This window comes from Pelagibacterium limicola (genome assembly GCF_015694405.1).
Taxonomy (GTDB): domain Bacteria; phylum Pseudomonadota; class Alphaproteobacteria; order Rhizobiales; family Devosiaceae; genus Pelagibacterium; species Pelagibacterium limicola.
Genome location: NZ_JADQDB010000002.1, coordinates 295,676 through 319,320, shown reverse-complemented (window position 1 = coordinate 319,320; position 23,645 = coordinate 295,676). Strand labels below are relative to the sequence as shown.

Annotated in this window: 22 protein-coding genes and 3 tRNA genes; 16 read left to right on the top strand and 9 right to left on the bottom strand. The window is 61.0% G+C overall.

The window, feature by feature from the left end:
- Window positions 1-72: 72 nt before the first annotated feature.
- Window positions 73-1,041 carry a class II fructose-bisphosphatase gene (gene glpX / locus I2G20_RS04495; RefSeq protein WP_196258486.1) on the top strand — a complete coding sequence of 323 codons (969 nt, stop codon included), beginning with the start codon at window positions 73-75 and terminating at the stop codon, window positions 1,039-1,041.
- A 45-nt stretch (window positions 1,042-1,086) separates the two neighbouring features.
- Here the strand turns inward: glpX and I2G20_RS04490 are convergent, their stop codons facing one another.
- Entirely contained in the window at window positions 1,087-1,611 is a 525-nt protein-coding gene (locus I2G20_RS04490) for a hypothetical protein (RefSeq protein ID WP_196258485.1), read from the bottom strand.
- A 155-nt stretch (window positions 1,612-1,766) separates the two neighbouring features.
- On the opposite strand from I2G20_RS04490, the gene recJ reads away from it, so the two are divergent.
- Both recJ and I2G20_RS04480 read left to right on the top strand, forming a co-directional pair.
- Window positions 1,767-3,557, top strand: coding sequence for a single-stranded-DNA-specific exonuclease RecJ (gene recJ, locus I2G20_RS04485; RefSeq protein WP_196258484.1), 1,791 nt, complete (start codon window positions 1,767-1,769; stop codon window positions 3,555-3,557).
- Window positions 3,558-3,669: 112 nt separating this feature from the next.
- A complete protein-coding gene (locus I2G20_RS04480; RefSeq protein ID WP_196258483.1) occupies window positions 3,670-4,902 on the top strand; it encodes an SAM-dependent methyltransferase in 1,233 nt (410 codons plus the stop codon).
- Window positions 4,903-4,904: 2 nt separating this feature from the next.
- Here I2G20_RS04480 and I2G20_RS04475 read toward each other — a convergent pair whose 3' ends face one another.
- Both I2G20_RS04475 and I2G20_RS04470 read right to left on the bottom strand, forming a co-directional pair.
- On the bottom strand, window positions 4,905-5,660 hold the full coding sequence (locus tag I2G20_RS04475; protein WP_196258482.1) for an SDR family NAD(P)-dependent oxidoreductase: 756 nt from the start codon (window positions 5,658-5,660) through the stop codon (window positions 4,905-4,907).
- 1 nt (window position 5,661) lies between these two features.
- Entirely contained in the window at window positions 5,662-7,047 is a 1,386-nt protein-coding gene (locus tag I2G20_RS04470) for a dipeptidase (protein ID WP_196258481.1), read from the bottom strand.
- Window positions 7,048-7,249: 202 nt separating this feature from the next.
- Here I2G20_RS04470 and I2G20_RS04465 point away from each other — a divergent pair, with 202 nt between their 5' ends.
- The 4 genes from I2G20_RS04465 to I2G20_RS04450 all read left to right on the top strand — a co-directional run bounded on the left by I2G20_RS04465 (window position 7,250) and on the right by I2G20_RS04450 (window position 12,420).
- Window positions 7,250-9,799 (top strand): PAS domain S-box protein, encoded by a 2,550-nt coding sequence (locus I2G20_RS04465; protein ID WP_196258480.1) that lies wholly within the window; start codon window positions 7,250-7,252, stop codon window positions 9,797-9,799.
- Window positions 9,796-10,182 carry a response regulator gene (locus I2G20_RS04460; RefSeq protein ID WP_343070304.1) on the top strand — a complete coding sequence of 129 codons (387 nt, stop codon included), beginning with the start codon at window positions 9,796-9,798 and terminating at the stop codon, window positions 10,180-10,182. The genes I2G20_RS04465 and I2G20_RS04460 overlap by 4 nt, the downstream gene beginning before the upstream one ends.
- A gap of 196 nt (window positions 10,183-10,378) precedes the next feature.
- Window positions 10,379-11,635: an arsenite efflux MFS transporter ArsK gene (gene arsK / locus I2G20_RS04455; RefSeq protein ID WP_196258479.1), complete on the top strand. Its 1,257-nt coding sequence runs from the start codon at window positions 10,379-10,381 to the stop codon at window positions 11,633-11,635.
- Window positions 11,636-11,676: 41 nt separating this feature from the next.
- Window positions 11,677-12,420, top strand: a complete 744-nt coding sequence (locus tag I2G20_RS04450) for an SDR family oxidoreductase (RefSeq protein WP_196258478.1) — start codon at window positions 11,677-11,679, stop codon at window positions 12,418-12,420.
- 29 nt (window positions 12,421-12,449) lie between these two features.
- Here I2G20_RS04450 and I2G20_RS04445 read toward each other — a convergent pair.
- The 4 genes from I2G20_RS04445 to I2G20_RS04430 form a co-directional block, all read right to left on the bottom strand.
- A tRNA-Glu gene (locus tag I2G20_RS04445) sits at window positions 12,450-12,524 on the bottom strand.
- Window positions 12,525-12,619: 95 nt separating this feature from the next.
- A tRNA-Glu gene (locus I2G20_RS04440) sits at window positions 12,620-12,695 on the bottom strand.
- A 72-nt stretch (window positions 12,696-12,767) separates the two neighbouring features.
- A complete protein-coding gene (locus I2G20_RS04435; protein ID WP_196258477.1) occupies window positions 12,768-13,232 on the bottom strand; it encodes a YcbK family protein in 465 nt (154 codons plus the stop codon).
- Between the two features lie 104 nt (window positions 13,233-13,336).
- On the bottom strand, window positions 13,337-13,753 hold the full coding sequence (locus I2G20_RS04430) for a VOC family protein (RefSeq protein ID WP_196258476.1): 417 nt from the start codon (window positions 13,751-13,753) through the stop codon (window positions 13,337-13,339).
- A 269-nt stretch (window positions 13,754-14,022) separates the two neighbouring features.
- Between I2G20_RS04430 and I2G20_RS04425 the strand changes: the two genes are divergently transcribed.
- Together I2G20_RS04425 and I2G20_RS04420 are read left to right on the top strand one after the other, a co-directional pair.
- Window positions 14,023-14,643 carry a cold-shock protein gene (locus tag I2G20_RS04425; protein WP_425502613.1) on the top strand — a complete coding sequence of 207 codons (621 nt, stop codon included), beginning with the start codon at window positions 14,023-14,025 and terminating at the stop codon, window positions 14,641-14,643.
- 19 nt (window positions 14,644-14,662) lie between these two features.
- A complete protein-coding gene (locus tag I2G20_RS04420; protein WP_246472831.1) occupies window positions 14,663-15,133 on the top strand; it encodes a DUF192 domain-containing protein in 471 nt (156 codons plus the stop codon).
- 2 nt (window positions 15,134-15,135) lie between these two features.
- Here the strand turns inward: I2G20_RS04420 and I2G20_RS04415 are convergent, their stop codons facing one another.
- Both I2G20_RS04415 and I2G20_RS04410 read right to left on the bottom strand, forming a co-directional pair.
- Window positions 15,136-15,570, bottom strand: a complete 435-nt coding sequence (locus I2G20_RS04415) for a universal stress protein (RefSeq protein WP_196258474.1) — start codon at window positions 15,568-15,570, stop codon at window positions 15,136-15,138.
- A 92-nt stretch (window positions 15,571-15,662) separates the two neighbouring features.
- A tRNA-Arg gene (locus I2G20_RS04410) sits at window positions 15,663-15,739 on the bottom strand.
- A gap of 395 nt (window positions 15,740-16,134) precedes the next feature.
- On the opposite strand from I2G20_RS04410, the gene I2G20_RS04405 reads away from it, so the two are divergent.
- From I2G20_RS04405 to I2G20_RS04375, 7 genes are all read left to right on the top strand, one after another.
- On the top strand, window positions 16,135-17,367 hold the full coding sequence (locus I2G20_RS04405; protein ID WP_196258473.1) for an ABC transporter substrate-binding protein: 1,233 nt from the start codon (window positions 16,135-16,137) through the stop codon (window positions 17,365-17,367).
- Window positions 17,368-17,453: 86 nt separating this feature from the next.
- Entirely contained in the window at window positions 17,454-18,347 is an 894-nt protein-coding gene (locus tag I2G20_RS04400; RefSeq protein ID WP_196258472.1) for a carbohydrate ABC transporter permease, read from the top strand.
- 106 nt (window positions 18,348-18,453) lie between these two features.
- Complete coding sequence (locus tag I2G20_RS04395) at window positions 18,454-19,281, top strand: carbohydrate ABC transporter permease (protein WP_196258800.1); 828 nt, start codon at window positions 18,454-18,456, stop codon at window positions 19,279-19,281.
- A 6-nt stretch (window positions 19,282-19,287) separates the two neighbouring features.
- Window positions 19,288-20,382, top strand: a complete 1,095-nt coding sequence (locus tag I2G20_RS04390) for an ABC transporter ATP-binding protein (RefSeq protein WP_196258471.1) — start codon at window positions 19,288-19,290, stop codon at window positions 20,380-20,382.
- Window positions 20,383-20,394: 12 nt separating this feature from the next.
- Window positions 20,395-21,150 carry a sugar phosphate isomerase/epimerase family protein gene (locus I2G20_RS04385; RefSeq protein ID WP_196258470.1) on the top strand — a complete coding sequence of 252 codons (756 nt, stop codon included), beginning with the start codon at window positions 20,395-20,397 and terminating at the stop codon, window positions 21,148-21,150.
- A gap of 2 nt (window positions 21,151-21,152) precedes the next feature.
- Window positions 21,153-22,289, top strand: coding sequence for a Gfo/Idh/MocA family protein (locus I2G20_RS04380; protein WP_196258469.1), 1,137 nt, complete (start codon window positions 21,153-21,155; stop codon window positions 22,287-22,289).
- Window positions 22,290-22,586: 297 nt separating this feature from the next.
- Window positions 22,587-23,642, top strand: coding sequence for a sugar phosphate isomerase/epimerase family protein (locus I2G20_RS04375; protein ID WP_196258468.1), 1,056 nt, complete (start codon window positions 22,587-22,589; stop codon window positions 23,640-23,642).
- The last annotated feature ends 3 nt before the right edge of the window (window positions 23,643-23,645 follow it).

Below are 23,645 nucleotides of genomic sequence, written 5' to 3'. Positions count from 1 at the left end.
TCGACTTGAAAGTGTTACGCAAAGCCGGATAAGCGGTTAGGCGAGCAATTTGAGATGATCGAGGATTTGCCAATGGTTGCCAGTGGAACGTCGGCCTCGACTGCGGCGGACAGGAACCTGACGCTGGAGATCGTGCGGATTACCGAGCAGGCAGCCATTGCGGCGGCTGGCTGGCGCGGCAAGGGCGACGAGATGCGTGCGGACCAGGCGGCGGTGGCGGCCATGCACGAAGCGCTCGACGCGGTGCATTTCGATGGCCGTGTGGTGATCGGCGAGGGGCATGGCGCACCTATGCTGGCACTTGAGCAGACGCTGGGCACCGGTACCGGCCCGGCGATCGACGTTGCCGTAGATCCGCTCGAAGGGGTGACGGGGTGTGCCAAGAACCTCGCGGATTCCCTGAGCGTCCTGGCCTTTGCCGAGCGTGGCGGGCTTATGCATGTGCCCGATGCCTATATGGAAAAGGTCGCGATCGGGCCTGGCTATCCCAAGGGCGTGGTCGATCTCGATAAATCCGCCACCGAAAACATCAAATCGCTGGCAGAGGCCAAGGGCGTTGCTGTGACCGATATCGTCACCTGCGTGCTCGACCGCCCGCGTCACGCTCCCCTGATCGCCGAGTTGCGGGAGATCGGCGTGGCGATAAAGCTTTTGCCGGACGGGGATATTGCAGCGGTTATACATGCGGCAAACAGCGACGACACCGGCATCGACATCTATCTCGGTTCGGGTGGCGCGCCAGAAGGGGTGCTCGCTGCTGCTGCCATGCGGTGTATCGGCGGGCAGATGCAGGGGCGGCTGATCCTTGATACACCAGACAAGCGCCTTGCCGCCACGGAGCTCGGCATAACCGATCATGACCGGAAATATGCCGCCGAAGATCTGGCGCACGGGGACGTCCTGTTCGCCGCAACGGGCGTGACGGACGGGAGTCTCCTGAGAGGGGTGCGCTTCGGCCAGAAGAAAATCATTACCGCAAGCGTGGTGATGCGTTCCTGGTCGCGGACGGTGCGCTGGATTACGGCCGAGCATCCGCGCTAGGTTTGGGACGGTGCCGCCCATTTTGGGCGACACCGCATGGATAATCTAGAGCCCCAGCGCTTCGCGGGCGCGATCCTCGGTGGACCGGCCGAGGGCGGCAATTTGCTGTTCCGAGCGGCCGGCCAGGCGCGCCGCGTTTTCGGCGGCCGTGCGGGCGCTGGCGACAGCCTGGAGTTTTTGTTCGTCGGTCAGGTTTTCATCGCGAAGGTTCGCAAGGCCGGCGATGAGTTCATCGACCTGCGCCTCAAGCGACTGTTCGGCCCCTTGCAGCTGATTGTTCATCGACTGCATGGCGTCGGTGCCGAGATCGCGCATCTCTTCACCCGTCTGCTCGGTTTGCTGCAGGATCTGCTCGAAGGTCTCGGCCGCCTCCTGCTGGATTTCCTCCACCGTGCGCGTGAGATCTTGGGTCGTTTCGGCTTGCGGCTCTGTGGTTTCCTGGGTCTCGTCGATCACGACCTCCGGACCGGCGTCGGGATCGGGCTGCGCCGGAGGCGGGGTGTCACCGCCGCATGCGGCGAGTGCCAGCGCGGAAATGGCAGCTAAAGGCAAGAGAAATTTGGTGTTCATCGATTCGGACCCTCGTTGTTTATCAAATCTGACGGTGGGTGCTCTTGGGCCAAATATGGGCGAAGTTGGGGCAAGGGCCGGTTTGGGTGGGGAGAATTCCCCCTTGAAGTCGTCAACGCGTTTTCCCCGGTTCGGTTGCGGGATATAGATGGAGTATGAAGCCTGATGTCCCAGCCTTTCTCAATGTCGAGCGATCCGTAACCGGACGACGCTGGGTGGATCGTCTCGATCCAGCCGCGGCGCGCATGGCTCAGGCCATCGGCCAACAGACTGAACTATCGGAGATATTGGCGCGGGTCATCGCGGGGCGAGGCGTTGCGGTCGAGGCCGCCGCGAGTTTCGTCAATCCCACGCTACGCGACCTCATGCCCGATCCCTCCGTTCTGGTCGACATGGACGGGCTCGCCGAACGGCTTGCCCATGCAGTCGAGCGCGGCGAGCAAATCGGACTCTTCGGGGACTATGACGTGGATGGCGCCTGTTCGGCCGCGCTGATGCTGCGTTATCTGCGAACCTTCGGGCTCGATCCCGCCTGGCATATTCCCGACCGCATTTTCGAGGGGTACGGGCCCAACGTCGCTGCAATAGACGGCCTTATCGAGAGAGGTTGCTCGCTGATCGTGATGCTCGATTGCGGGACGACGAGCCGCGAGGCGATCGACCATGCGCGCGGGAAAGGCGCCACGGTTCTGGTCATCGACCACCATCTGCCCTCGAGTGCACTTCCCCAGGCCGATGCGCTGGTCAATCCCAACCGCCCCAACGACATTTCCGGGCTGGGATATCTATGCGCTGCCGGGGTTACGTTCATGGCGCTAGTGGCGACCAACCGCATTTTGCGCGAACGCGGGCGGGCCGGGCTGCCCGATCTGATAAGTCTGCTCGATCTTGTGGCCTTGGCGACGGTTTGCGATGTTGTGCCGCTGACAGGGCTGAACCGGGCATTCGTGATGCGGGGGCTAGACGCGATTCGGGCCGGCGGAAATGTGGGGCTCACCAGCCTTGCCATTGCATCGCGCATATCCGGACCGGTCGCATGCTACCATCTGGGCTATATCCTCGGGCCGCGTATCAACGCTGGAGGGCGGATCGGCGATGCAGGTCTGGGCACGCGGTTGCTGTCGACGCCGGACGAGCATGAAGCGCTGGCGATCGCGGCGAAACTCGATGATCTCAACGCCGAACGTCAGCGCATCGAGGTGGAGGCGGTGGAGCAGGCAGTAGCGACTGCCGAGATGGAAATCGGCGATGGCGAAGGTCCCCCCGTGCTGGTGTCCGGCTCGCCGCAATGGCATCCGGGGATCGTCGGGCTGGTGGCGGCGCGGCTGCGGGAGCGGTTCGATCGCCCAGCATTTGCCTTTGCCTTGACTGCGGATGGCGGCGGCACGGGGTCCGGGCGATCGATGCCCGGCGTGGATCTGGGTGCTGCGGTGATTGCAGCGGTGAGTGAAGGGCTGGCTCTAAAGGGTGGGGGGCACGCGATGGCCGCCGGGATAACGCTTGCGGCCGGTCAGTTGGGGCCATTCCGGACCTTCATGGTCGAGCGGCTCGGCCACGCGGTCAGCATGGCGCGGACCCGAACGGAACTCAAGATCGATGCGGCACTGACCGCACGCGGAGCGAGCCCTGATTTCGTTCACGATGTCGAGCGGGCGGGGCCGTTCGGGGCTGGCAATCCCACGCCCGTTTTCGCCTTTCCTTCGCATACGGTCCGTTTTGCCGAAATCGTAGGTGAGGGCGGGCATGTGCGGCTATCGTTGAATGCAGGCGACGGCGCCAACCTTAAAGCCATTGCCTTCCGCGCCGCCGGTACGCCCCTTGGTGATGCGCTGTTGAAAGCGCGTGACGGGGGGCGATTGCACCTTACCGGCACGCTCAACATCGATCACTGGCAGGGCCGGGAGACCGTGCAACTGCGCGTTACCGACGCGGCCTTGCCCGCCTAACGCGCGGGGACGTAAGCCGCGCGGACTTGCATTGGCGGGATCGGTGGTTAAGATCGTTAATATTTAGAGACGATCCGATTGTCGGTGCCCGCAAAGAAGGCACGGGGGCGAAATGAGCACGACGCTTGACCAGCAGCGCGTTCCGGCCGGTATCTGGACGCGGGTAAATTCTTTCCTCTTGGAAAAACTGGGTGCGGCCTTGATCGGGGTTCCCAGGCACGGTGCCGTAACGGTGACGCTGCCTTCAGGGCGGGCCCGAACCTTGGGCGATGCAGTCTCCGGCGTTCACGGTCATCTCAAGCTCAACAACTTCAAGGTGCTCCGTAAGGCAATGCGCCGCGGAACGCTCGGGTTCGCTGAGGCCTATATGAGCGGGGATATCGAGATTGACGACCTCACGCGGCTTTTTCGCTTTTTCCTTCAAAACCGCGACGTGTTCGACAAGGCCAATCCGGGCCTCTTTCGTCGCGCGGCGCAGGATCTCGCCTGGCACATGGCACGGCCAAACACCCGGGAGGGATCGCGGGAGAATATTTCCGAGCACTATGACCTCGGCAACAATTTCTATGCCGAATGGCTCGACCCGACGATGACCTACTCCTCAGCCTATTTTGGTGGCCGGGACATTCCGCTCGAGGAAGCGCAACGCGCGAAGTATCGGCGCATCATCGAGATGGCCGGCATCGGCCCGGGTTCGAGCGTGCTGGAAATCGGTTGCGGCTGGGGTGGATTTGCCGAGACGGTAACGAGCGAAGCCGGGGCAAAAGTGCGCGGGATAACGCTTTCGCGCGAGCAGCTGAAATACGGGTTGGAGCGGCTGGAACGGCAGGGCCTCGATGGGCTCGGAAAGCTGGTCTTCGAAGATTATCGCGACACCCAAGGGCAGTTCGATCATGTGGCTTCCATCGAGATGATCGAGGCGGTGGGGGAGGCCCATTGGCCGGACTACTTCCAGACGGTTCACGACCGGCTCAAGCCCGGCGGGACCGCGGCGATCCAGGCCATAACCATCGCCGAGCGCGACTTCGAGGGCTACAAGGCAGGCCCCGATTTCATCCAGCGTTATATTTTCCCGGGCGGAATGCTGTTGACCAAGTCGGTCATGCGCGAGGCAGGGCATCGCGCGGGGCTGGTTCTCGAAGAGGTGGACTGCTTCCGGCTTGATTATGCGGAAACCCTGCGCCTTTGGCGCGAGACGTTCCTTGACCGTTGGAGCACGATTGAAAGGCTTGGTTTTGACGAGCAATTCAAGCGCAAGTGGATTTATTACCTTGCCTATTGCGAGGCCGGCTTCACCGAAGGGACGATCGATGTCGGGATCTACAAGTACCGCCGGCCGGAATAGGATCAGCTCTTTCGTACCCCGGCCAGCTTCCGCATGATCCGGAAAAACAGTGGGTAAGGCAGCATCCGGATCGCCTTGAGGATCAGAACGAAGCGACGCGGGAAGGCGATCTCAAAGCGTTTGCTGTCGAGGAGACCGCTTACGATCCGGCGGCCCGCATCGTCGGCTTCGATCAGAAACGGCATGGGGAAGTTGTTTCGGGCAGTGAAATCTGTCTTGACGAAACCGGGGCAGACAACGCGCACCGAGATGCCGTCCGGTGCCAGTTCGGTGCGCATGGTTTCGGCGAGCGCGATCATCGCCGCCTTGCCTGAGCTATAGGCGGCAGAGCGGGGCAGGCCGAAATAACCGGCCACGGACGCGACCAGCACGATCTCGCCGCCGCCCTGCCTGCGCATCTGGGCCACGACAGGATCGATTACGCGCATGGCGCCGAGCAGGTTGGTATCGATGATACGGGCGTAGGCATCGTAGTCGTAGGTGCCCGGTGATACGGTTTCCTTGCGGGCCACCGAAAAGATCATCAGGTCGATGCGACCCAGTTCGGCAATGATCCCCTCGACGGTTGCGCTCACAGCCTCGCGGTCAGCGACGTCCAGCGGGAAGGGGTGCGCGCCGTGGCTCCTGTGCAGGGCGGCGAGCGGCGCGGAGCGGCGGCCGGAGACGGCGACAGTCCAGCCACGCGCAACCAGGCCCTTCGCCGTTTCTGCGCCGATGCCGGTACCACCCCCGACAATCCAGGCGACGCGCCCCGTCATTTTATCGCGCCAAAGCGTCGAGGATGCGTACCCAGGAGCGGATACCGCGGTGGTAGCTTTCGAGGTTGTATTTTTCATTGGGGCTGTGGATGCGGTCATCGGTCTGGGCAAAGCCGATAAGCAGCGAATCCATCCCGAGCAGCCTTTTAAAATCGCCCACGATGGGAATGGAGCCGCCCGATCCCGCAATCGCCGCTTCCTCGCCCCATTCGTCCGTCAGCGCGCCAAGCGCTTTGGTGAGAAAGGGACCATCGGCCGGCACCGCTACGGCGGGGGCGCCCCCATGCGGCTTGAACGTTACCGAACAATCGGCGGGAACGAGCGATTTCACATGAGCGCGGAAGGCTTCGCGGATTTTCGCCGGGTCCTGATTGGCAACGAGCCTGAACGATATCTTGGCGCTGGCCTTGGCGGGAATCACGGTCTTGAAGCCTTCGCCGACATAGCCGCCGATGATGCCGTTGATCTCACAGCTCGGACGCGCGGCGATCTGCTCGAGGACTGAACGCGATTGCTCGCCGGCGGGAATCGCAAGGCCGACATCGCCGAGATAGGTGCCGTCATCGAAGGGCAGGCGCTGCCACTGTTCCTTCACATGCGGGGCGAGTTCTTCGACGTCGTCGTAAAAGCCTGGCACGGCGACCGATCCATCGGGGTTGCGCAGCGAGGCGACGATATTGGCAAGCACCTGGATGGGGTTGCGCGCGGCGTTGCCGTACATTCCCGAGTGCAAGTCACGGCTCGCGGCGGTGATTTCGATTTCCTCGGCCACCATGCCGCGCAGCATCGTCACGATCGAGGGGATTTTCTCGTCCCACATGTCGGTATCGCAAACCAGGGCAACGTCGGCCTTGAGTTCCTCGGCTGTCGATTCCAGGAACGGCTTGAGCGAAGGCGATCCGGCTTCTTCCTCTCCTTCGAACAGCACCGTGACGCCTACCGGCAGGTTGCCTCTTACGGCCACGTAGGCGCGGCAAGCCTCGACAAAGGTCATCAGCTGGCCCTTATCATCGGAAGCGCCGCGGGCGAGGATCATCTTGCGGCCATTCTCCTCGCCGAGCTTGGGCGTGAAGGGATCATTGGCCCAAAGCTCGATCGGATCGACCGGCTGGACGTCATAGTGTCCGTAAAAGAGCACGTTGGGGCCGGTTGCCGCTCTCGCATGCCCGACGACCATCGGGTGTCCGGTCGTTTGGCGCACCGAAGCGTCGAATCCGAGCCCCTTGAGTTCATCCGTGAGCCATTCCGCGGCCTCCCGGCACTGTCCCGCATAGGCCGGATCAGTGGAAATCGAGGCAATACGCAACAATTCGAAAAGCCGCTCGACGCTGGCGTCCAATTGGGCATCGACATGGGAAAGCACTGCATCGAGCGGGGCGTCGGTCATCGCGGAAAGTCCGTCTGCAAATGGAGGGAGGGTAAAACTAGTGCCGCTCGGCCAAGGAGGGAAGCACCGGCAGGTAAAATTTTTATGGTTCAGCGGGAACCCCTTAGGGTCACCGGCGTTCTTTTTTATTGGACGCGAGGTAACGAGGGTATCGGGTTTCCATATGGCGAGGGGATTTATGACACAGGGACGTCCCATCTAAATGGCAAGAATAAGCGAGGTGGCCGTTCCTGTTGCGCCCACGGAATTCGAAGTGTTGACACGACCGGATTCGGGGGTGCTGGAGGCGATCCCCGGGGCGGTCTATATCTGCGATGCCGATGGCTGGGTCGTTCGCTACAATGCTGAAGCCGAACATCTTTGGGGCAGGAAACCCACGACCGGCGTTTCCGGGGACAGGTTTTGCGGTTCCTATCGCCTTCACCGTCCCGACGGGACCGAGATGGCGCATGAGGATTGCCCCATGGCATGGGCAGTCAGGACCGGTGTGTCGACGCGGAACGCCGAGGTGCATATCGAGCGGCCGGATGGAGCGCGCATCGTCGCGCAAGTCAATATTCGGGCTCTGCGTGGGCACAATGGCCAAATCGAAGGCGCCATCAACTGCTTCCAGGACATCACCACACAACGAGAACTGGAAGGCGAAGTCCGCCGCCAACGGGACGATCTCGACGATTTTTTCGAGAATGCCGCCATTCCCCTCCATATCGTGGGGCGGGACGGTCGGATCCAGAGGGCAAATAAGGCCGAGCTCGATCTGCTTGGGTATGCCCCCGACGAATATCTGGGTCGCCATATCGCTGAATTCCATGCCGATCCTCCAGTCATCGAGGATATTCTCGCCCGTTTGGGGCGTGGGGAAAAGCTTGAGAGGTATCCGGCGCGGCTGAAGGCGAAGGATGGGTCTTTCAGGCACGTCCTGATCACGTCCAGCAGCCGCTTCGAAAACGGCAAATTCATCAACACCCGGTGCTTCACGACCGATGTTACCCAGCTCCGCGAGGCTGAACTGGCGCGGCGCGACAGCGATGCGCGCCTGGCCGCAACCTACGAGGCCGCGCCGGTCGGCATTATCGAAACGGATGCCTCGGGCAAGCTCCTGCGCGTCAATGATGCTCTTTGCAAGATGCTGGGGCGTACACGCGAGGAACTGCTGGGCATGACCTTCTTTGACTACACCAATGCCGAGGACAAGGCAGAGGAGGCGGCGCTTTACGGGCAGCAGGTCGAGGGAGAAATCGATGGCTACAGCCTGCGCAAACGTGCGGTAAGGGGTGACGGCCGCATTGTCTATGTCGACGTGTACAGTTCAACTGTCCCAAGCCCGGACGGGTCGTTTCAATACGCCGTACGGGTGCTTCAGGATGTCACCGAGGCGAAACTGGCCGAGGATCGCCTGCGCGAAAGTGAGAAGCGCATGCACGATCTGCTGCAGGCATTGCCAGCGGCGGTCTACACCACTGATGTCGAAGGGCGCATTACCTTCTTTAACAAGGCCGCGGCCGAGATGGCCGGACAGGAGCCTGACCCGGGACAGAAATGGTGCGTGACATGGCGTCTCTATAATACCGACGGCACGTATCTTCCCCATGACGAGTGTCCAATGGCCATCGCTCTAAAGGAAGGGCGGTCGGTGCGCGGGGTAGAGGCGATAGCCGAGCGACGCGATGGCACGAGAGTGCCGTTCGTACCTTATCCTACGCCCCTGCGGGATGCAGAGGGCAAGATGGTCGGTGCCATCAACATGCTGGTGGACATTTCCGAGCGCCGCAAGGCCGAGGAATATGCCGAACGGCTGGCGGCCATCGTCGAATTTTCCGATGATGGGATCATCAGCAAGGACGTCGAGGGGGTCATCCAGACCTGGAACAAGGGAGCCGAACGTCTGTTCGGTTATTCGGTAGAGGAAGCCGTCGGAAAGCCCATTCACATGCTGGTTCCATCGGACCGGGCCGACGAGGAACCTGCCATTCTCGAGCGAATCCGCAGAGGCGAGCATATCGATCACTACGAAACGGTGCGCAAGCGCAAGGACGGAACCCTGATCGATGTTTCTCTGTCGATTTCTCCACTCAAGGATGCTCGTGGAAGGGTGGTCGGCGCCTCGAAGATTGCGCGCGACGTGACGGAGCGGCGGAAGGCCGAGGAACGGCGCCAGTTACTCGTCAACGAACTGAATCACAGGGTGAAGAATTCACTCGCCACCGTCCAATCTCTGGCGGCGCAGACGTTTCGCGGGAATGACCGGGATGCCACGTTCCGTCGGTTCGAGGAGCGTTTGGTCGCACTTTCGCGTGCCCACGATGCCCTGACTCGGGAAAACTGGGAGGGTGTGGGCCTTCGGGAGCTGGTCGAAAAGACCGTCACGCCTATGAGTGCCCATCCCTGGCGGGTGCATATAGAAGGGCCACGGGTCCGGCTACGGCCCAAGGTGGCCTTGTCGCTCTCCCTGGCCTTACATGAGTTGTGCACCAATGCCCTTAAATACGGGGCCTTGTCGCGAGAGGAAGGGACCGTTTCCATCGCCTGGCAGTTGGTGCCTACCGCGCCGGGTAAGAGCTCCCGTATCCGCCTGCGCTGGGAAGAGAGCGGCGGGCCCAAGATCAAGCCGCCGGAAAACAAGGGATTCGGTTCACGCCTCATTGAAAAGGCGTTGACCCACGAACTTGGTGCCAAAGTCGAACTGGTGTTTCCTCCGACCGGAGCCGTGTGCACGATCGAAACCGACATAGACCAGAAGGAAACGTCGTGAACGCTGCATTCTCCCGAACGGGAAAGCTTCGTATCCTCGTCGTCGAGGACGAGGCGCTGGTTGCCATGCATCTGGAGGATACGCTGCACGCATTGGGGCACGAGGTGGTCGCGACAGCCTCCCGGCTTCCCGAGGCATTGGAGGCGGCAAGGACCGCCACGTTCGATGCTGCGATCATCGATGTCAATCTCGACGGTCAGCATAGCTACGATGTGGCCGACGTCCTCAATGAACGCCGGATTCCCTTCGCTTTTGCGACCGGTTATGGCGCCGCCGGCCTTCAGGAGCGTTTCAGAAATACGCCGACGCTCGCCAAACCGTTCATGAGTTCCGATCTCGAACGGATATTGGCGCAGGCTCTGGGCGCAGGGCGCGCTGATTGACCCCGTCCATACTCCCCTAAAAGGGGTCGTCCGGGACGCGTCCGTAGGCGCGCGCGGCGCTGCGAATCGGGTTTCGGCGTGCGCAGCGAAAGTGTCATAAATTGCAGCTTATATGATCGACCGTGATTCCCGGTGCGGCTGAATATGTAAATCGGCGCGGTCGTCATGGCTCAGATGATGCGAGGCGCTGCGATCAATGTTCACGGACCGAGGGCATATGGAAACCGGCGCTTTGTTGGGCGCGGGGCGAGCTCTCTCACCGACCGCGGTCGTCTGGCTGCTCGGTCTGACCCAGATCATCGGGTATGGAACGGTCTATTATAGCTTTGCGATACTGGCCGGAGGAATTGCGCAGGATCTCGGCTGGCCGGTATCCTGGCTGTTTGCGAGCCTTTCCATCGGCATGCTGGCTGGAGGGCTGATCGCGCCGGAAGTCGGGCGGCGTATGGATCGCCATGGCGCGGCGGTGGTGATGGCGATCGGAAGCCTCTTGTTCGCCGTCGTCCTGTCCGGGACAGCTCTTGCGCCAACCGGATTGCTGTTTGCCCTCGGATATATCTGCGTGCAGGCTGTTTCGCCGCTCGCGCTGTACGATGCAGCCTTCGCCACACTTGTGCAGACCTGCGGCGCGGACGCGCGAAAGCGCATCACGCATCTGACGCTGATTGCCGGTTTTGCCTCCACCTTGTTCTGGCCGCTGACCTCCTGGCTTGAGAGCCTTTTCGGCTGGCGCGAAATCTACCTGGGGTTTGCGCTCGCCAATCTGGTGATCTGTTTCCCGATCCACGCGATCCTTGCGCTCCAGCAGCGTCGCGGCCGACCCAAAGGGGCGGCGCGGCAAACGGAAAACACGCCCGCAGCCCGGCTGTCCGGCGAAAAACGGTTGCTGCTCTGGCTCGTCACCCTCGGCTTTGCGCTTTCGGGTTTTGCGCTGTCGGCAATTCTTGCGCAATTGGTGCCGGTCCTGGTGGCGCTTGGGCTTGGGACCTCTGCGCTTCTGGTTGCGACGCTCTTCGGTCCGGCGCAGGTTGCGATCCGTTTCATCAATATGGCATTCGGGGCCGTGCGGCATCCCATATGGGCGACCATCGTGGCGTCCCTCATGGTCCCGTTGGCTCTGGGCCTTCTTGCCGCCACGGCCCCTGTCGTGGCGGGAGCCGTGGCGTTTGCGCTGCTGCTGGGATTCGGCTCAGGGCTCAAGAGCATCGTGCAGGGCACGCTGCCGCTCGCCCTGTTCGGCTCGAAATCCTATGGCGCCCGGTTGGGGGTGATGGCGGCTTTCAGGCAAGTGTTGGCAGCGGTCGCGCCGTTCCTTCTGGCGCTGTCCATCGAGGGGATCGGCGTGGGCCTGTCGCTCTGGCTTGTGGTGCTGGTGGGGATGCTGGGCCTGGCCTGCATGATCGTTGTCGCGCGTGTCGCGCTCAGGCCCGGTCCCACTTCTGACAATCCCTAAAGCGTGTTACCGGTCAAACCCAATCGGGTTGGGAGGCAGGGATGGCAAGCGACGTAATTCTGATCACCGGCGGTACACGGGGAATAGGGGCGGCGATCGCCCGGCGCGTGGCGGGGACGGGTAGCGCGGTGGCGGTAACCTATGGCCGCGACGAAGCGGCTGCGGTCGAAACGCTCGCGGCGCTGAAGGCGACCGGCGTGCCAGCGCTCGCTATCCGCAACCGGGCGGAGGATGCCTCGGCCTGCGCGGCGCTTTGGGACGAGGTGGATTCCGCTCTCGGGCCGGTTACCGCATTGGTCAACAACGCAGGAATAACGGGTCGAATCTGTACGTTTGATGCGCTTGAGCCCGAGGTGATGGCGGAAGTGGTCGCGGTCAATCTGCTCTCGCCGATGCTACTATCCCAGGTCGCGATCCGGCGTTGGTTGGCGGACGGAACGAGGGGGCGGATCGTCAACATATCTTCGGTCGCTGCCCGGCTCGGCGCGCCCAACGAATATATTCCCTATGCCGCGACGAAAGCGGGAATTGAGACCTTCACTCTCGGTCTGGCGCGGGAAGTGGCGCGGCACGGTATCCGCGTCAACGCCGTGGCGCCCGGCATCACCAGTACCAGCATTCATGCGGCAGGCGGGGAGCCGGATCGCGTCTCGCGCGTCGCTCCCGCCATACCCATGGGCCGGGCTGCCGAACCGGAGGAAATCGCGGAGGCCGTGTTGTGGCTGTTAGGTGATGAGGCGGGATACGTGACCGGGGAGACGATCACCGTTTCGGGTGGGCGGTGAGGATCGGAGCGAGGGATATTTCAAGTTTTTGGCGCGCCCTAGGGGAATCGAACCCCTGTTTTCGCCGTGAGAGGGCGACGTCCTGACCGCTAGACGAAGGGCGCGGATGGATCGCGGGGCGATCCTTATCGTATGAATACCTCTCCGCACATCGCATGGCAACCGGCGAAGCCGTAGTTGAGCCGCAGAGTGGGAAAGGTGGCGCGCCCTACGGGACTCGAACCCGTGTTTCCGCCGTGAAAGGGCGGCGTCCTAGACCGCTAGACGAAGGGCGCCTAACCGATGTGCGGCTGTATAGGGGGGGTGATGCGAATCCGCAAGACCAAAAATTCTTCGTTTCCCGATTTTTAGCAGCCGCTGAACGTGACGGGCGTATTGCGCCCGCGCGGCCGGTCGCGGACGTCGACGTGGATGAAAGGCTGGCCAGGGTAACAGCCGAGCCCGCCAACGAGATTGTTGCGCATGGCGTATCCGATAAGCCGGGATTTTTCGACACCCGGGATATAGAAGTCCGCCGCCATGCACTTGGTGTGGTAGGAGGCTTCTGCGCCACCAACCGAAGCGTTGTGCCAGGGGGTGCGGTAGCCCGAATTCATCACGACCTTCTTGCCGAAATAGCCCTCGAAATCCCAGATGAGCAGGCGCAGCTTGGGCGTAAGACAAAGCGCGTTGACGTTGCTGTGGGAAACGAAGGTGCCCCAGTCGGTTCTCAGACCGTTGTAACCATTGCCGCTCGATGAGGCGAACATTGCCATCGGGGCGCACGCGCCGAGGAGCATTACTGTAACGAGAAGAGACGAAAAAAGACGCATACCACTGTCCGTTTTGGGGCAACCTGTTCCCAAACCTGGACATGAAAATACCGGCGGTCGCCTAACCGCCGGTCAACCGTCGTGGTTAAAATGCCGTTACCTGTTTACCATGTTCCCGTGTTGGGCATCGAGGCCCAGGGCTCTTTTGGCTCGAGCCTGCCTTCCTGGAGCAGCTCGACCGATATGCCGTCGGGCGACTTTACGAAGGCCATGTGCCCGTCGCGAGGCGGACGGTGGATGGTGTAGCCCATGTCCATGAGATGCTGGCAGATCGCATAGATGTCATCAACGCGGTAGGCCAGGTGCCCGAAGTTCCGCCCCCCCCTATACTCCTCGGGATCCCAGTTGAAGGTCAGTTCTACCTTGGCATCCTCGTCCCCGGGGGCGTTGAGGAAAATGAGCGTGAAGCGGCCGTTCTCGTTTTCTATCCGGTGGGATTCGACGAGTCCGAGACCGTCACGATAGAATCGCAGGCTTTCATCGACGTCGGTCACGCGGACCATCGTGTGAAGGTATTTCACGAGGCAGTCTCCCGATTTTCGTGAAGGGGTGAGCTCTTGCGCATCGCCAGAACGCTATCAGAAAAATCCGGATCGAGCCAATACGGCGCCCCGGTTGGCGGGCAGGGTTAATAAATCCGGACAATTTGGTGAATGCTTCTTAACTTTTTGTTTTGAATCGGCCAATGTAGAGCGTAATGACGCGAGGCGCGGTTCAGTTGTGTACCGGAACCAGAAGCAAGGCTTTGGCGTAGAGCCTTCGCGTGAGTACAAGTGTAAAGGCGTGGACTATGGGGGCTAAGGACACATCGAGCGTAGCGCAGGGTGAGCGTGAGCCGGCCCGCGAAACGGGTCGGGACATGCATGATGGGGCTCTGCCGGCGGGTAGCGAACTCGATGTGATCGAGATTTCCGGCGCGATCAAATGGTTCGATGCCGGAAAAGGGTTCGGCTTCATCGTTCCCGACGATGGCGGCGCAGACGTTCTCCTCCATGTGACCTGTTTGAGGCGCGACGGATACCAGACAGCCTATGAGGGCGCGCGGATCGTCGTCGAGGCGCTAAACCGTCCCGGGGGGTTGCAGGCCTTCCGCATCCTTTCCATGGACGAAAGCACCGCTCGTCATCCCTCGCAGATGCCGGCGGCTCGCACGCATGTGCAGGTCGAGCCGACCTCAAAACTGGAGCGGCTCGAGGTCAAGTGGTTCAATCGCATCCGCGGCTTCGGTTTTCTTTCGGCGGGGGAGGGGCATCCCGACATCTTCGTCCATATGGAGACGCTGCGCCGATTCGGGTTGACCGAGTTGCGGCCGGGCCAGGTCGTGCTTGCCCGTTATGGCGATGGGCCGAAAGGCCTTATGGTTGCCGAAATCCGGCCTGATGGTTGGGGCGACGGACCATCGTCGCATTGATCAGCGCCCGGAGGCGACATTGTACATCATCCAGCACCTTGCGGGCCGGCTTGCTGCTTTAGTGTGGCTGGGCGTGTTCCTGAGCCTGACTGGCGTGCCCGCCCGGGCAGCGGAAAACGTCGCGATTATCACTTCCGGCGAGACCGAATTCGCTTTCCAGATCGAAATTGCCGATACGCCCGAGACCTCGGCGCGGGGACTGATGTTCCGGCGCGAACTGGCGCCTGACGCTGGGATGCTGTTCGATTTTTTCAGCGAACGTCCGACCTCGTTCTGGATGCGCAATACGATGATCCCGCTCGATATGCTGTTCATCCGCGCGAATGGGGAGATCGCGCGCATTCATGCGAATGCGATTCCCCATGACGAAACACCGATCCCGTCGGGTGAGCCCGTTCGGTTCGTGCTGGAAATTCCCGGGGGAAGGGCGGAGGAACTCGGAATCCGCGCGGGCGACGTGCTGGTTCACCCGCGCGTAGAGGCCGACTAGGCCTATCTGACGACCAGGACCGGTACCGTGCTGAGTTGAAGCACTTCGGTGGTTTGGCTGCCCAGGATCAGCTTGCGGAAGCCGCGGCGGCCGTGCGAAGCCATGACGATCAGGTCAGCACCCTTTTCCTGAGCCGTTTCGACGATAGCGTCGGCGGCATAACGATTTGGGATATGCATCGTCTTGTACTGCACGCCGCTCTGTTCGGCGAACCTGGCCGCTTCGGCGAGAATGTCGTCCACGGCGGCGTTCATGGCATTTTCGTATTCGGCGAGCGTCGCAGGTCCGGCAGATGCCAAAGCGCTGGATGCCCAAACGTCTGTAACGGTCACGATGGTGACTGAAGCATCGGCGAGTTTGGCGAGCCTGAGACCGTGATCGAGACCCTTGGTCGCCAGTTCCGAGCCGTCGGTCGCGATGAGGATGTGCTTGTACATGTTCGCCTCCAGGTTGGTACTCGCATAGATAACGCTTACGCGATGCCCCACCTTGACTTCGATCAATCCCGGCGTGGTTCAGGGGCGTTGCGTGGCGACCCCGGCAGGATTCGAACCTGCGACCAATAGCTTAGAAGGCTACTGCTCTATCCGGCTGAGCTACGGGGCCACATCATCCCTCTAGCCTAATCAGACCCGCTTGTCAGGATGGAGATGATGTTCAAAGCCCCAAATCCGGAATGCCGAAAAATTGAAAAACTGGTTAAGGCCGTTGTCGAGGGCTTGGGATCCCCACGGTTTCGGTTCGGTTCGGGCGGGCTTGCCACCACCCTGCAGTGACGGGTTTTCCGGAGGCGTACAACTTTTGTCGTATGCCCCTATTGACAGGGCTTGTCCGTTTGTTGGATGGTCTTGAAATCGATTTCATCCATACGGATCGTAGGAATTGTAATCGATTACATTTCTGGAACCTTGGAGGAGCGTCAATACGGGACGCCGAGGGCCGGGGATGGAGGAGAAGGGGGCTTCGGGTCTCCTTGGACAACTCTTTGGGAGGAATATTCCATGAAGAAATTTGCTGTGGCTGCGACCTTCGCAGCTGCTCTTATGGGCACGACCGCCATCCATGCGACCGAGCTCGAAGTCACGCATTGGTGGACCTCCGGCGGTGAAGCCGCTGCCGTCGCCGAATTCGCCAGGGCCTTTGAAGAGGCCGGCTATACCTGGATCGACGGCGCGATCGCCGGCGGCGGTGGCACCGCCCGCCCCGTGATGATCAGCCGTATCACCGGCGGCGACCCGATGGGTGCTACCCAGTTCAACCACGGCCGTCAGGCAGAAGAGCTGGTGGAAGCCGGTCTGATGCTCGACCTGACCGAGGTCGCTGAAGCCGAAGGCTGGCGGGACTTCATCCATCCGACCTCGCTGCTCGATTCGTGCACGCTGGATGGCCGCATTTACTGCGTGCCGGTGAATATCCACTCGTGGCAATGGCTCTGGCTGAGCCATAAGGCATTCGAGGATGCAGGTGTCCCCGTCCCGACCAACTGGGACGAGTTTGCCGCCGCTGCTCCAGCTCTTGAAGCTGCCGGCAAGATTCCGCTCGCGATGGGCAACCAGCCCTGGCAGTCTTCGGGCGCCTTCGGTGTGTTGGCGATCGCCATCGCCGGTTCGGAGGCATGGGAAGCCGTAAACATCGACAAGAACGCCGATGTTGCGGGTGGCGAGGAATACGCTCGCGTGTTCGAAGCCGCTGCGGCTGCCCGCGAGTTCCGCAAGAACTCGAACGTTCAGGATTGGAACCAGGCCACCAACATGGTGATCACCGGCCAGGCCGGCGGTCAGATCATGGGTGACTGGGCGCAGGGCGAATTCCAGGTTGCTGGTCAGGTTGCCGGTGAGGATTACAGCTGTCTGCCGGGTCTCGGCGTCAACGAGATCATCTCGACCGGCGGCGATGCCTTCTACTTCCCCAAGCTGAACGATCCGGAAAAGGAAGCTGCGCAGCTTGCTCTGGCCTCGCTCATGGTTTCGCCTGAAGTCCAGGTCGCCTTCAACCTCAAGAAGGGCTCGCTGCCGATCCGCGGCGACGTCGATCTTGAAGCGGCCAACGACTGCATGAAGAAGGGTCTCGAAATCCTTGCCGGTGGCAACATCCTGCCCGACGGCAACCAGACTCTTTCCCCTGATACGCAGGGTCAGATCGAAGACCTGATGACCGAGTTCTGGTCCAGCGACTCGATCAGCGCCGAAGACGCTCAGCGTCGCTACGCTGCGATCATTGCCCAAGCCGACTAACGCTGGCAATTTTCAAGGGGACCGGCTCCGCAGTGCGGAGCCGGTCGCTTGTCCCATAATAATATCGTAGACGGGGAGAGGTGGCGATGGACCGGGCAGGTCGTCCAAACCAGCTGTTCCGCAACCTGAACGCCAAGATCGCATCGATACCAATGGTCCTTACGGCCGTGGTGATCTTTACTGGCGCGACATTGTGGACGGTCGTTTATTCATTTACCAACTCGCGGTTGCTGCCGCGGCTGGAATTCGTTGGCTTCGACCAGTACGAACGCCTGTGGTCATCGTCGCGCTGGATCGTATCGATCCAGAACATCATGATCTACGGCACGTTGTCGTTGACCTTCTCTTTGGTCATCGGGTTCGTGCTCGCTGCGTTTCTCGACCAGAAAGTGCGGTTCGAGAATACGTTCCGAACCATCTTCCTCTATCCCTTTGCGCTTTCCTTCATTGTAACCGGGCTTGTCTGGCAATGGATTCTCAATCCCGAATTCGGGATTCAGAGTGTCGTGCGGTCCTGGGGCTGGGAAAATTTCGTTTTCGATCCTCTCTATAACCAGAGCCTCGTGCTCTACGGCCTGCTGATTGCGGGGCTGTGGCAGGGGACCGGTCTCGTGATGTGCCTGATGCTCGCCGGCTTGCGCGGGATCGACGAGGAAATCTGGAAGGCCTCTCGCGTCGACGGCATTCCGGTCTGGAAGACCTATCTTTTCATCATCATCCCGATGATGCGTCCGGTGTTCATCACCACGCTTGTCCTGATCGCTTCGGGTATCGTGCGGCTATACGACCTCGTGGTTGCGCAAACCAGCGGCGGCCCAGGTATCGCTTCGGAAGTACCCGCGAAATACGTCTATGACTCGCTCTTCCTGCGCCAGAACCTTGCCCAGGGCTTCGCCGGCTCCACCATGATGCTGCTGACGGTGCTTATCGTCCTCATCCCTTGGGCCTATCTCGAATTCGGAGGCAAGAAGCGTGACTGATACCGCACTCGATATCCGCGCGTCGGCCGGCTCGCAGGCCCGTGCAGAAGCTCTGACCGGCCCGAACGGACCCAAGCCCCGTCCGATCATCTCGCCGCGCAACATCATGATCTACGGGACGCTGTTCGTCGTCTCGGTGTACTATCTGTTGCCGCTCTACGTGATGATCATGACGTCGGTGAAAGGCATGCCCGAGATCCGCATGGGCAACATCTTCTCGCCGCCGCTCGAAATCACGTTCCAGCCTTGGGTGAAGGCTTGGGCAGAAGCCTGTACCGGGCTGAACTGCGAGGGGCTGAGCCGGGGGTTCTGGAACTCGGTCCGCATCACCATCCCATCGGTGATCGTTTCCATCGCCATTGCTTCGGTCAACGGTTACGCCTTGGCCAACTGGCGGTTCAAGGGCGCCAACATCTTCTTCACGATCCTCATCTTCGGCGCTTTCGTGCCCTACCAGGTGATGCTCTATCCGATCGTGATCCTGCTTCGCGAGGCGGGTCTTTATGGCTCCCTCACCGGCCTCGTGATCGTCCATACGATCTTCGGGATGCCCATTCTGACGCTTCTGTTCCGCAATTATTTCAGTTCGCTGCCCGAGGAATTGTTCAAGGCGGCGCGCGTGGACGGCGCCGGGTTCTGGGGGATCTACTTCAAGATCATGCTGCCGATGTCGTTGCCGATTTTCGTGGTGGCCATGATCCTGCAGATCACCGGCATCTGGAACGACTTCCTCTTCGGCGTCGTCTACACGCGTCCTGAAAACTACCCGATGACGGTGCAGCTCAATAACATCGTCAACTCGGTTCAGGGCGTGAAGGAATACAATGTCAACATGGCGGCAACGGTGCTCACCGGGCTGGTTCCGCTCATAGTCTACTTTGTGTCTGGCAAGCTCTTCGTTCGTGGCATTGCGGCCGGCGCAGTCAAGGGGTGATGTATTATGACTGATCACGCAATTACGAGTGTCAAGGTCAACGACGTTTCGCTGAACTTTGGTTCCGTCGAAGTGCTCAAGCAGCTCAATATCGATGTCCATCAGGGCGAGTTTCTTGTCCTGCTCGGGCCATCCGGCTGCGGCAAGTCCACTCTTCTCAACTGCATTGCCGGGCTTCTCGACGTTTCATCTGGGCAGATCTTCATCAACAACAAGAACGTGACCTGGGACGAGCCCAAGGATCGCGGCATCGGCATGGTGTTCCAGTCCTATGCGCTCTATCCGCAGATGTCGGTGGAGGGGAACCTGTCGTTCGGGCTCAAGAATGCCCGTCTTCCCAAGGAGGAGATCCAGAAACGCGTGGCACGGGCGGCGGAAATCCTCCAGATCGAGCCTTTGCTGGCCCGCAAGCCGATGGCGCTTTCGGGCGGCCAGCGGCAGCGTGTCGCCATTGGCCGGGCCCTGGTGCGCGACGTGGACGTATTCCTGTTCGACGAGCCGCTCTCGAACCTCGATGCCAAGCTTAGGTCCGACCTGCGCGTGGAAATCAAGCGGCTGCATCAGCGGCTCAAGAACACGATGATCTATGTCACGCACGACCAGATCGAAGCCATGACGCTGGCCGATCGTATCGCGATCATGAAGGAAGGCATCATCCAGCAGCTCGATACGCCGCATGCCATCTATAACAAGCCGGTCAATCTGTTTGTCGCCGGCTTCATCGGTTCTCCTTCAATGAATTTCCTCGAAGGGGAGTTGACCAACGGTGCCGTGGATGTGGGCGGAACCTCTGTGTCCGTCGGGCGCTACGGGTTCGAGCCGGGCAACGAGAACTGGTCGGGCAGGGCGGTACTCGGCGTGCGGCCCGAGCACGTGATTGTCCTCAATGGTGTGGACACCCAGCCGTTCTCGTTCGACGCGACGATCGAGATCGTCGAGCCCATGGGCGCCGATACGATTGCGTGGACCACGCTGGGCGGCCATTCCTTCACTTTCCGCGCCGATAGCGAGCTCAACCTGGAGGAAGGTCAGAAGATTCGTCTCGGCTTCGATCCGGCCCGTGCTTCGCTGTTCGACGCCGTATCCGGTGAGCGTATCTGACGAGGGTCAATCATGAGTTCTATTTCGTTCCAGCTCTATAGCGCGCGCAACTTCCCCCCGCTTGAAGATGTATTCGCGTTGCTCGCCCGTCTCGGATATCGCAATGTCGAGGGGTTTGGCGGCCTTTTTGCCGACCCCGCCACCTTGCGCGCGCAGCTCGATGAACGCGGGCTCGCCATGCCGACCTCCCATTTCGGTCTCGACCAGCTCCGCGACCGCGAAAAGATGGTGGGCATCGCCCGCACGGTGGGGATAAAGACGCTTTATTGCCCGGCTATCCCGCGCGAACGCTGGGAACAGCCTGAAGAGGACTGGATTGCGCTGGCCGCTGAGCTTGCCGAACTGGGCAAGTTCTATAAGGGCGAAGGCTTCGGCTTTGGTTGGCACAACCACCACTTCGAATTCTGGCCGACCGCCAGCGGACGTCTTCCGATGGATATCCTTCTCGAAGGTGCACCCGATATCGACTGGGAGATGGATGTCGCCTGGGTCGTCCGGGGCAAGCACGATCCTATAAAGTGGATCGCGGTACATGGCAGCCGTATTTCCGACGTTCACGTCAAGGACATCGCGCCCGAAGGGGAAGCGCAGGACGAGGACGGCTGGGCCGATGTGGGCCATGGTACGATGGATTGGGCCGGGCTGATGGCCGCCATCAAGTCGGATACCCGCACGCAGCATTACGTGATGGAACACGACAATCCCAACGATCTCGAACGTTTCGCATCGCGCTCGTTCGCGAGCGTCTCCAAGCTTCAGGACAGTTGAAAATGAGCAAGACCTACGGCGTCGGCATTATGGGCGCAGGCAATATTTCCAGCGCCTATCTCAAACTCGCCCCGCTCTTTAAGGGGATCGAGGTCAGGGCGATTGCCGACATCAGCTCCGATGCCGCCAAGGCGCGGGCTGAGGAGTTCAACGTTGCGGCCCAGTCGCCGGACGAACTCCTGGCCAATTCCGAGGTTGACGTCATCGTCAACCTCACCATTCCCGATGCCCATTACCGCGTGACCAAGGACATCATTTCGGCCGGCAAGCACGCCTATTCGGAAAAGCCGCTCGTTCTGACGCTCGAGGAGGGCGAGGATCTGCGCGCCGCCGCGGCGGCACAGAACGTTCAGGTTGGTTGCGCGCCCGATACATTCCTGGGCGGGGCGCATCAGCAGGCGCGTGCGCTGGTCGATGAAGGCGCGATCGGGCGGATTGTCTCGGGCACATGCCATGTGATGAACTTCGGGCTCGAACATTGGCATCCGAATCCCGACTTTTTCTTCAAGCCGGGCGCGGGGCCTGTCCTCGATATCGGACCGTACTATGTGGCCAATCTCATCAACCTTATCGGGCCGGTCAAGCGCGTGACGGCGATGTCGGGCATGGCCCGGGACAAGCGCGAAATCAGCAGCGAGCCGCGCCGCGGCGAGTTTGTCACCGTCGAAACGCCGACGACCATTCATGCGGTAATGGAATTCCATAACGGCGCTCTCGTAACGCTTAGCGCCTCCTGGGACATCGAGGCGCACGACCACCGGAACATGGAGATTTATGGCACGAACGGAACCTTGTTCGTTCCCGATCCCAATTTCTTCGGCGGCGAGCTGATCCTGGCGCGGCGCAACGGGGTGCGCGAGACGGTCGATCCGTGGAAGCATCCGCTGGGCGTGCCGAACTGGGAACGCCCGAACGGCCCGCCATTCGCCAATTACCGCACGGCGGGGTTGGCAGACATGATGCTCTCCATCGAGGCAGGGCGTAAACCGCGCTGCTCGCTCGAGACAACCTTGCACGGCGTCGATATCATGACCTCGATCCTCAAGTCGGGCGAGACAGGCAAGGCGATTACGCTGACGACGACCTGCGAACGCCCCGATGCGCTCGGTCCCGTAGAGGCGCAGGCGCTTCTGGTCTGAAATAACTGTGCTGCGCAGGGCTTGGGGGAGTCCCCGCAGCCTGGAGTACCCGTTCTGACCGATCAGGACGGGTACTTTGGGTTGTCCACGACGTTCCTCTCGCGCAAGGAACGCGCAGAGATGTCCAGATTCCCTGATAGGGACGTCTTGACACGACCTATGGGCATATTATCGTGTAAACGTTTTCACGTGACGCACGTACGTCATGTATGCCTGGGGAGGCGATGCAAACACGATCGGCCGATGCAGCGCCCGCAGTTCGCGGCGTGACGAGTCGGCGCGCAAACGGAGGATTTCATGCGCACACTCAAGGGACCTGCGATATTCCTGGCCCAGTTCGCAGGCGACACGGCACCGTTCGATACGCTTGATAACATCTGCAGGTGGGCGGCGGGGCTCGGCTACAAGGGCGTCCAGGTCCCCAGCTGGGTGCCGGGTTTCATCGATCTCAAGAAAGCTGCCGAATCAAAGACCTATGCCGATGAATTGAAGGGTATTGCCGGAAAGCACGGGATCGAGATTACTGAGCTTTCGACCCATCTCCAGGGGCAGTTGGTCGCTGTGCACCCGGCCTACGACACGGCGTTCGACGGCTTTGCGGCGCCGGAAGTGCGCGGCAGCCCCAAGGCTCGGCAGGAATGGGCCGTGCAGCAGCTCAAATATGCGGCCAAGGCATCGCAGAACCTGGGCCTGACCGAGCACGCGACGTTCTCGGGCGCGTTAGCCTGGCCCTATATTTATCCCTGGCCGCAACGGCCGGCCGGACTGGTCGAGGAAGCCTTCGATGAGCTTGCGCGTCGCTGGACGCCGATTCTCGATGCGTTTGACGAGGCAGGCGTCGATGTTTGTTACGAAATCCATCCCGGTGAGGATCTGCACGACGGGATCACCTACGAGATGTTCCTCGAGCGGGTGAACAACCATGCCCGCGCGAACCTGCTCTACGATCCGAGCCACTTCGTGCTGCAGCAGCTCGACTATCTCGATTACATCGATATCTATCACGAGCGCATCCGGATGTTCCACGTCAAGGATGCCGAGTTCAATCCGACCGGGCGGCAGGGCGTTTACGGCGGCTATCAGGGCTGGGTGCAGCGGGCCGGACGGTTCCGTTCGCTTGGGGACGGCCAGGTCGATTTCGCTGCGATCTTCTCCAAACTCGCCGCGTACGACTTCAAAGGTTGGGCCGTGCTCGAATGGGAATGCGCTTTGAAGCATCCCGAGGACGGCGCGCGGGAAGGCGCGGAATTCATCGCGAACCATATCATCCGCGTTACCGAGAAAGCCTTCGACGATTTTGCCGATGCAGGCACCGACACCGCCGCGAACCGCAAGATGCTCGGGCTGGATTAAGGA

Bases quoted from the DNA above. Each gene is read 5' to 3' on its own strand.
- I2G20_RS04435 (WP_196258477.1), bottom strand. From the start codon at position 13,232: ATGCGTCTTTTTTCGTCTCTTCTCGTTACAGTAATGCTCCTCGGCGCG.
- I2G20_RS04490 (WP_196258485.1), bottom strand. From the start codon at position 1,611: ATGAACACCAAATTTCTCTTGCCTTTAGCTGCCATTTCCGCGCTGGCA.
- glpX (WP_196258486.1), top strand. From the start codon at position 73: ATGGTTGCCAGTGGAACGTCGGCCTCGACTGCGGCGGACAGGAACCTG.
- arsK (WP_196258479.1), top strand. From the start codon at position 10,379: ATGTTCACGGACCGAGGGCATATGGAAACCGGCGCTTTGTTGGGCGCG.
- I2G20_RS04380 (WP_196258469.1), top strand. From the start codon at position 21,153: ATGAGCAAGACCTACGGCGTCGGCATTATGGGCGCAGGCAATATTTCC.
- I2G20_RS04470 (WP_196258481.1), bottom strand. From the start codon at position 7,047: ATGACCGACGCCCCGCTCGATGCAGTGCTTTCCCATGTCGATGCCCAA.
- I2G20_RS04400 (WP_196258472.1), top strand. From the start codon at position 17,454: ATGGACCGGGCAGGTCGTCCAAACCAGCTGTTCCGCAACCTGAACGCC.
- I2G20_RS04475 (WP_196258482.1), bottom strand. From the start codon at position 5,660: ATGACGGGGCGCGTCGCCTGGATTGTCGGGGGTGGTACCGGCATCGGC.
- I2G20_RS04385 (WP_196258470.1), top strand. From the start codon at position 20,395: ATGAGTTCTATTTCGTTCCAGCTCTATAGCGCGCGCAACTTCCCCCCG.
- I2G20_RS04450 (WP_196258478.1), top strand. From the start codon at position 11,677: ATGGCAAGCGACGTAATTCTGATCACCGGCGGTACACGGGGAATAGGG.
- I2G20_RS04425 (WP_425502613.1), top strand. From the start codon at position 14,023: ATGGGGGCTAAGGACACATCGAGCGTAGCGCAGGGTGAGCGTGAGCCG.
- recJ (WP_196258484.1), top strand. From the start codon at position 1,767: ATGAAGCCTGATGTCCCAGCCTTTCTCAATGTCGAGCGATCCGTAACC.
- I2G20_RS04415 (WP_196258474.1), bottom strand. From the start codon at position 15,570: ATGTACAAGCACATCCTCATCGCGACCGACGGCTCGGAACTGGCGACC.
- I2G20_RS04405 (WP_196258473.1), top strand. From the start codon at position 16,135: ATGAAGAAATTTGCTGTGGCTGCGACCTTCGCAGCTGCTCTTATGGGC.
- I2G20_RS04480 (WP_196258483.1), top strand. From the start codon at position 3,670: ATGAGCACGACGCTTGACCAGCAGCGCGTTCCGGCCGGTATCTGGACG.
- I2G20_RS04390 (WP_196258471.1), top strand. From the start codon at position 19,288: ATGACTGATCACGCAATTACGAGTGTCAAGGTCAACGACGTTTCGCTG.
- I2G20_RS04465 (WP_196258480.1), top strand. From the start codon at position 7,250: ATGGCAAGAATAAGCGAGGTGGCCGTTCCTGTTGCGCCCACGGAATTC.
- I2G20_RS04375 (WP_196258468.1), top strand. From the start codon at position 22,587: ATGCGCACACTCAAGGGACCTGCGATATTCCTGGCCCAGTTCGCAGGC.
- I2G20_RS04395 (WP_196258800.1), top strand. From the start codon at position 18,454: ATGATCTACGGGACGCTGTTCGTCGTCTCGGTGTACTATCTGTTGCCG.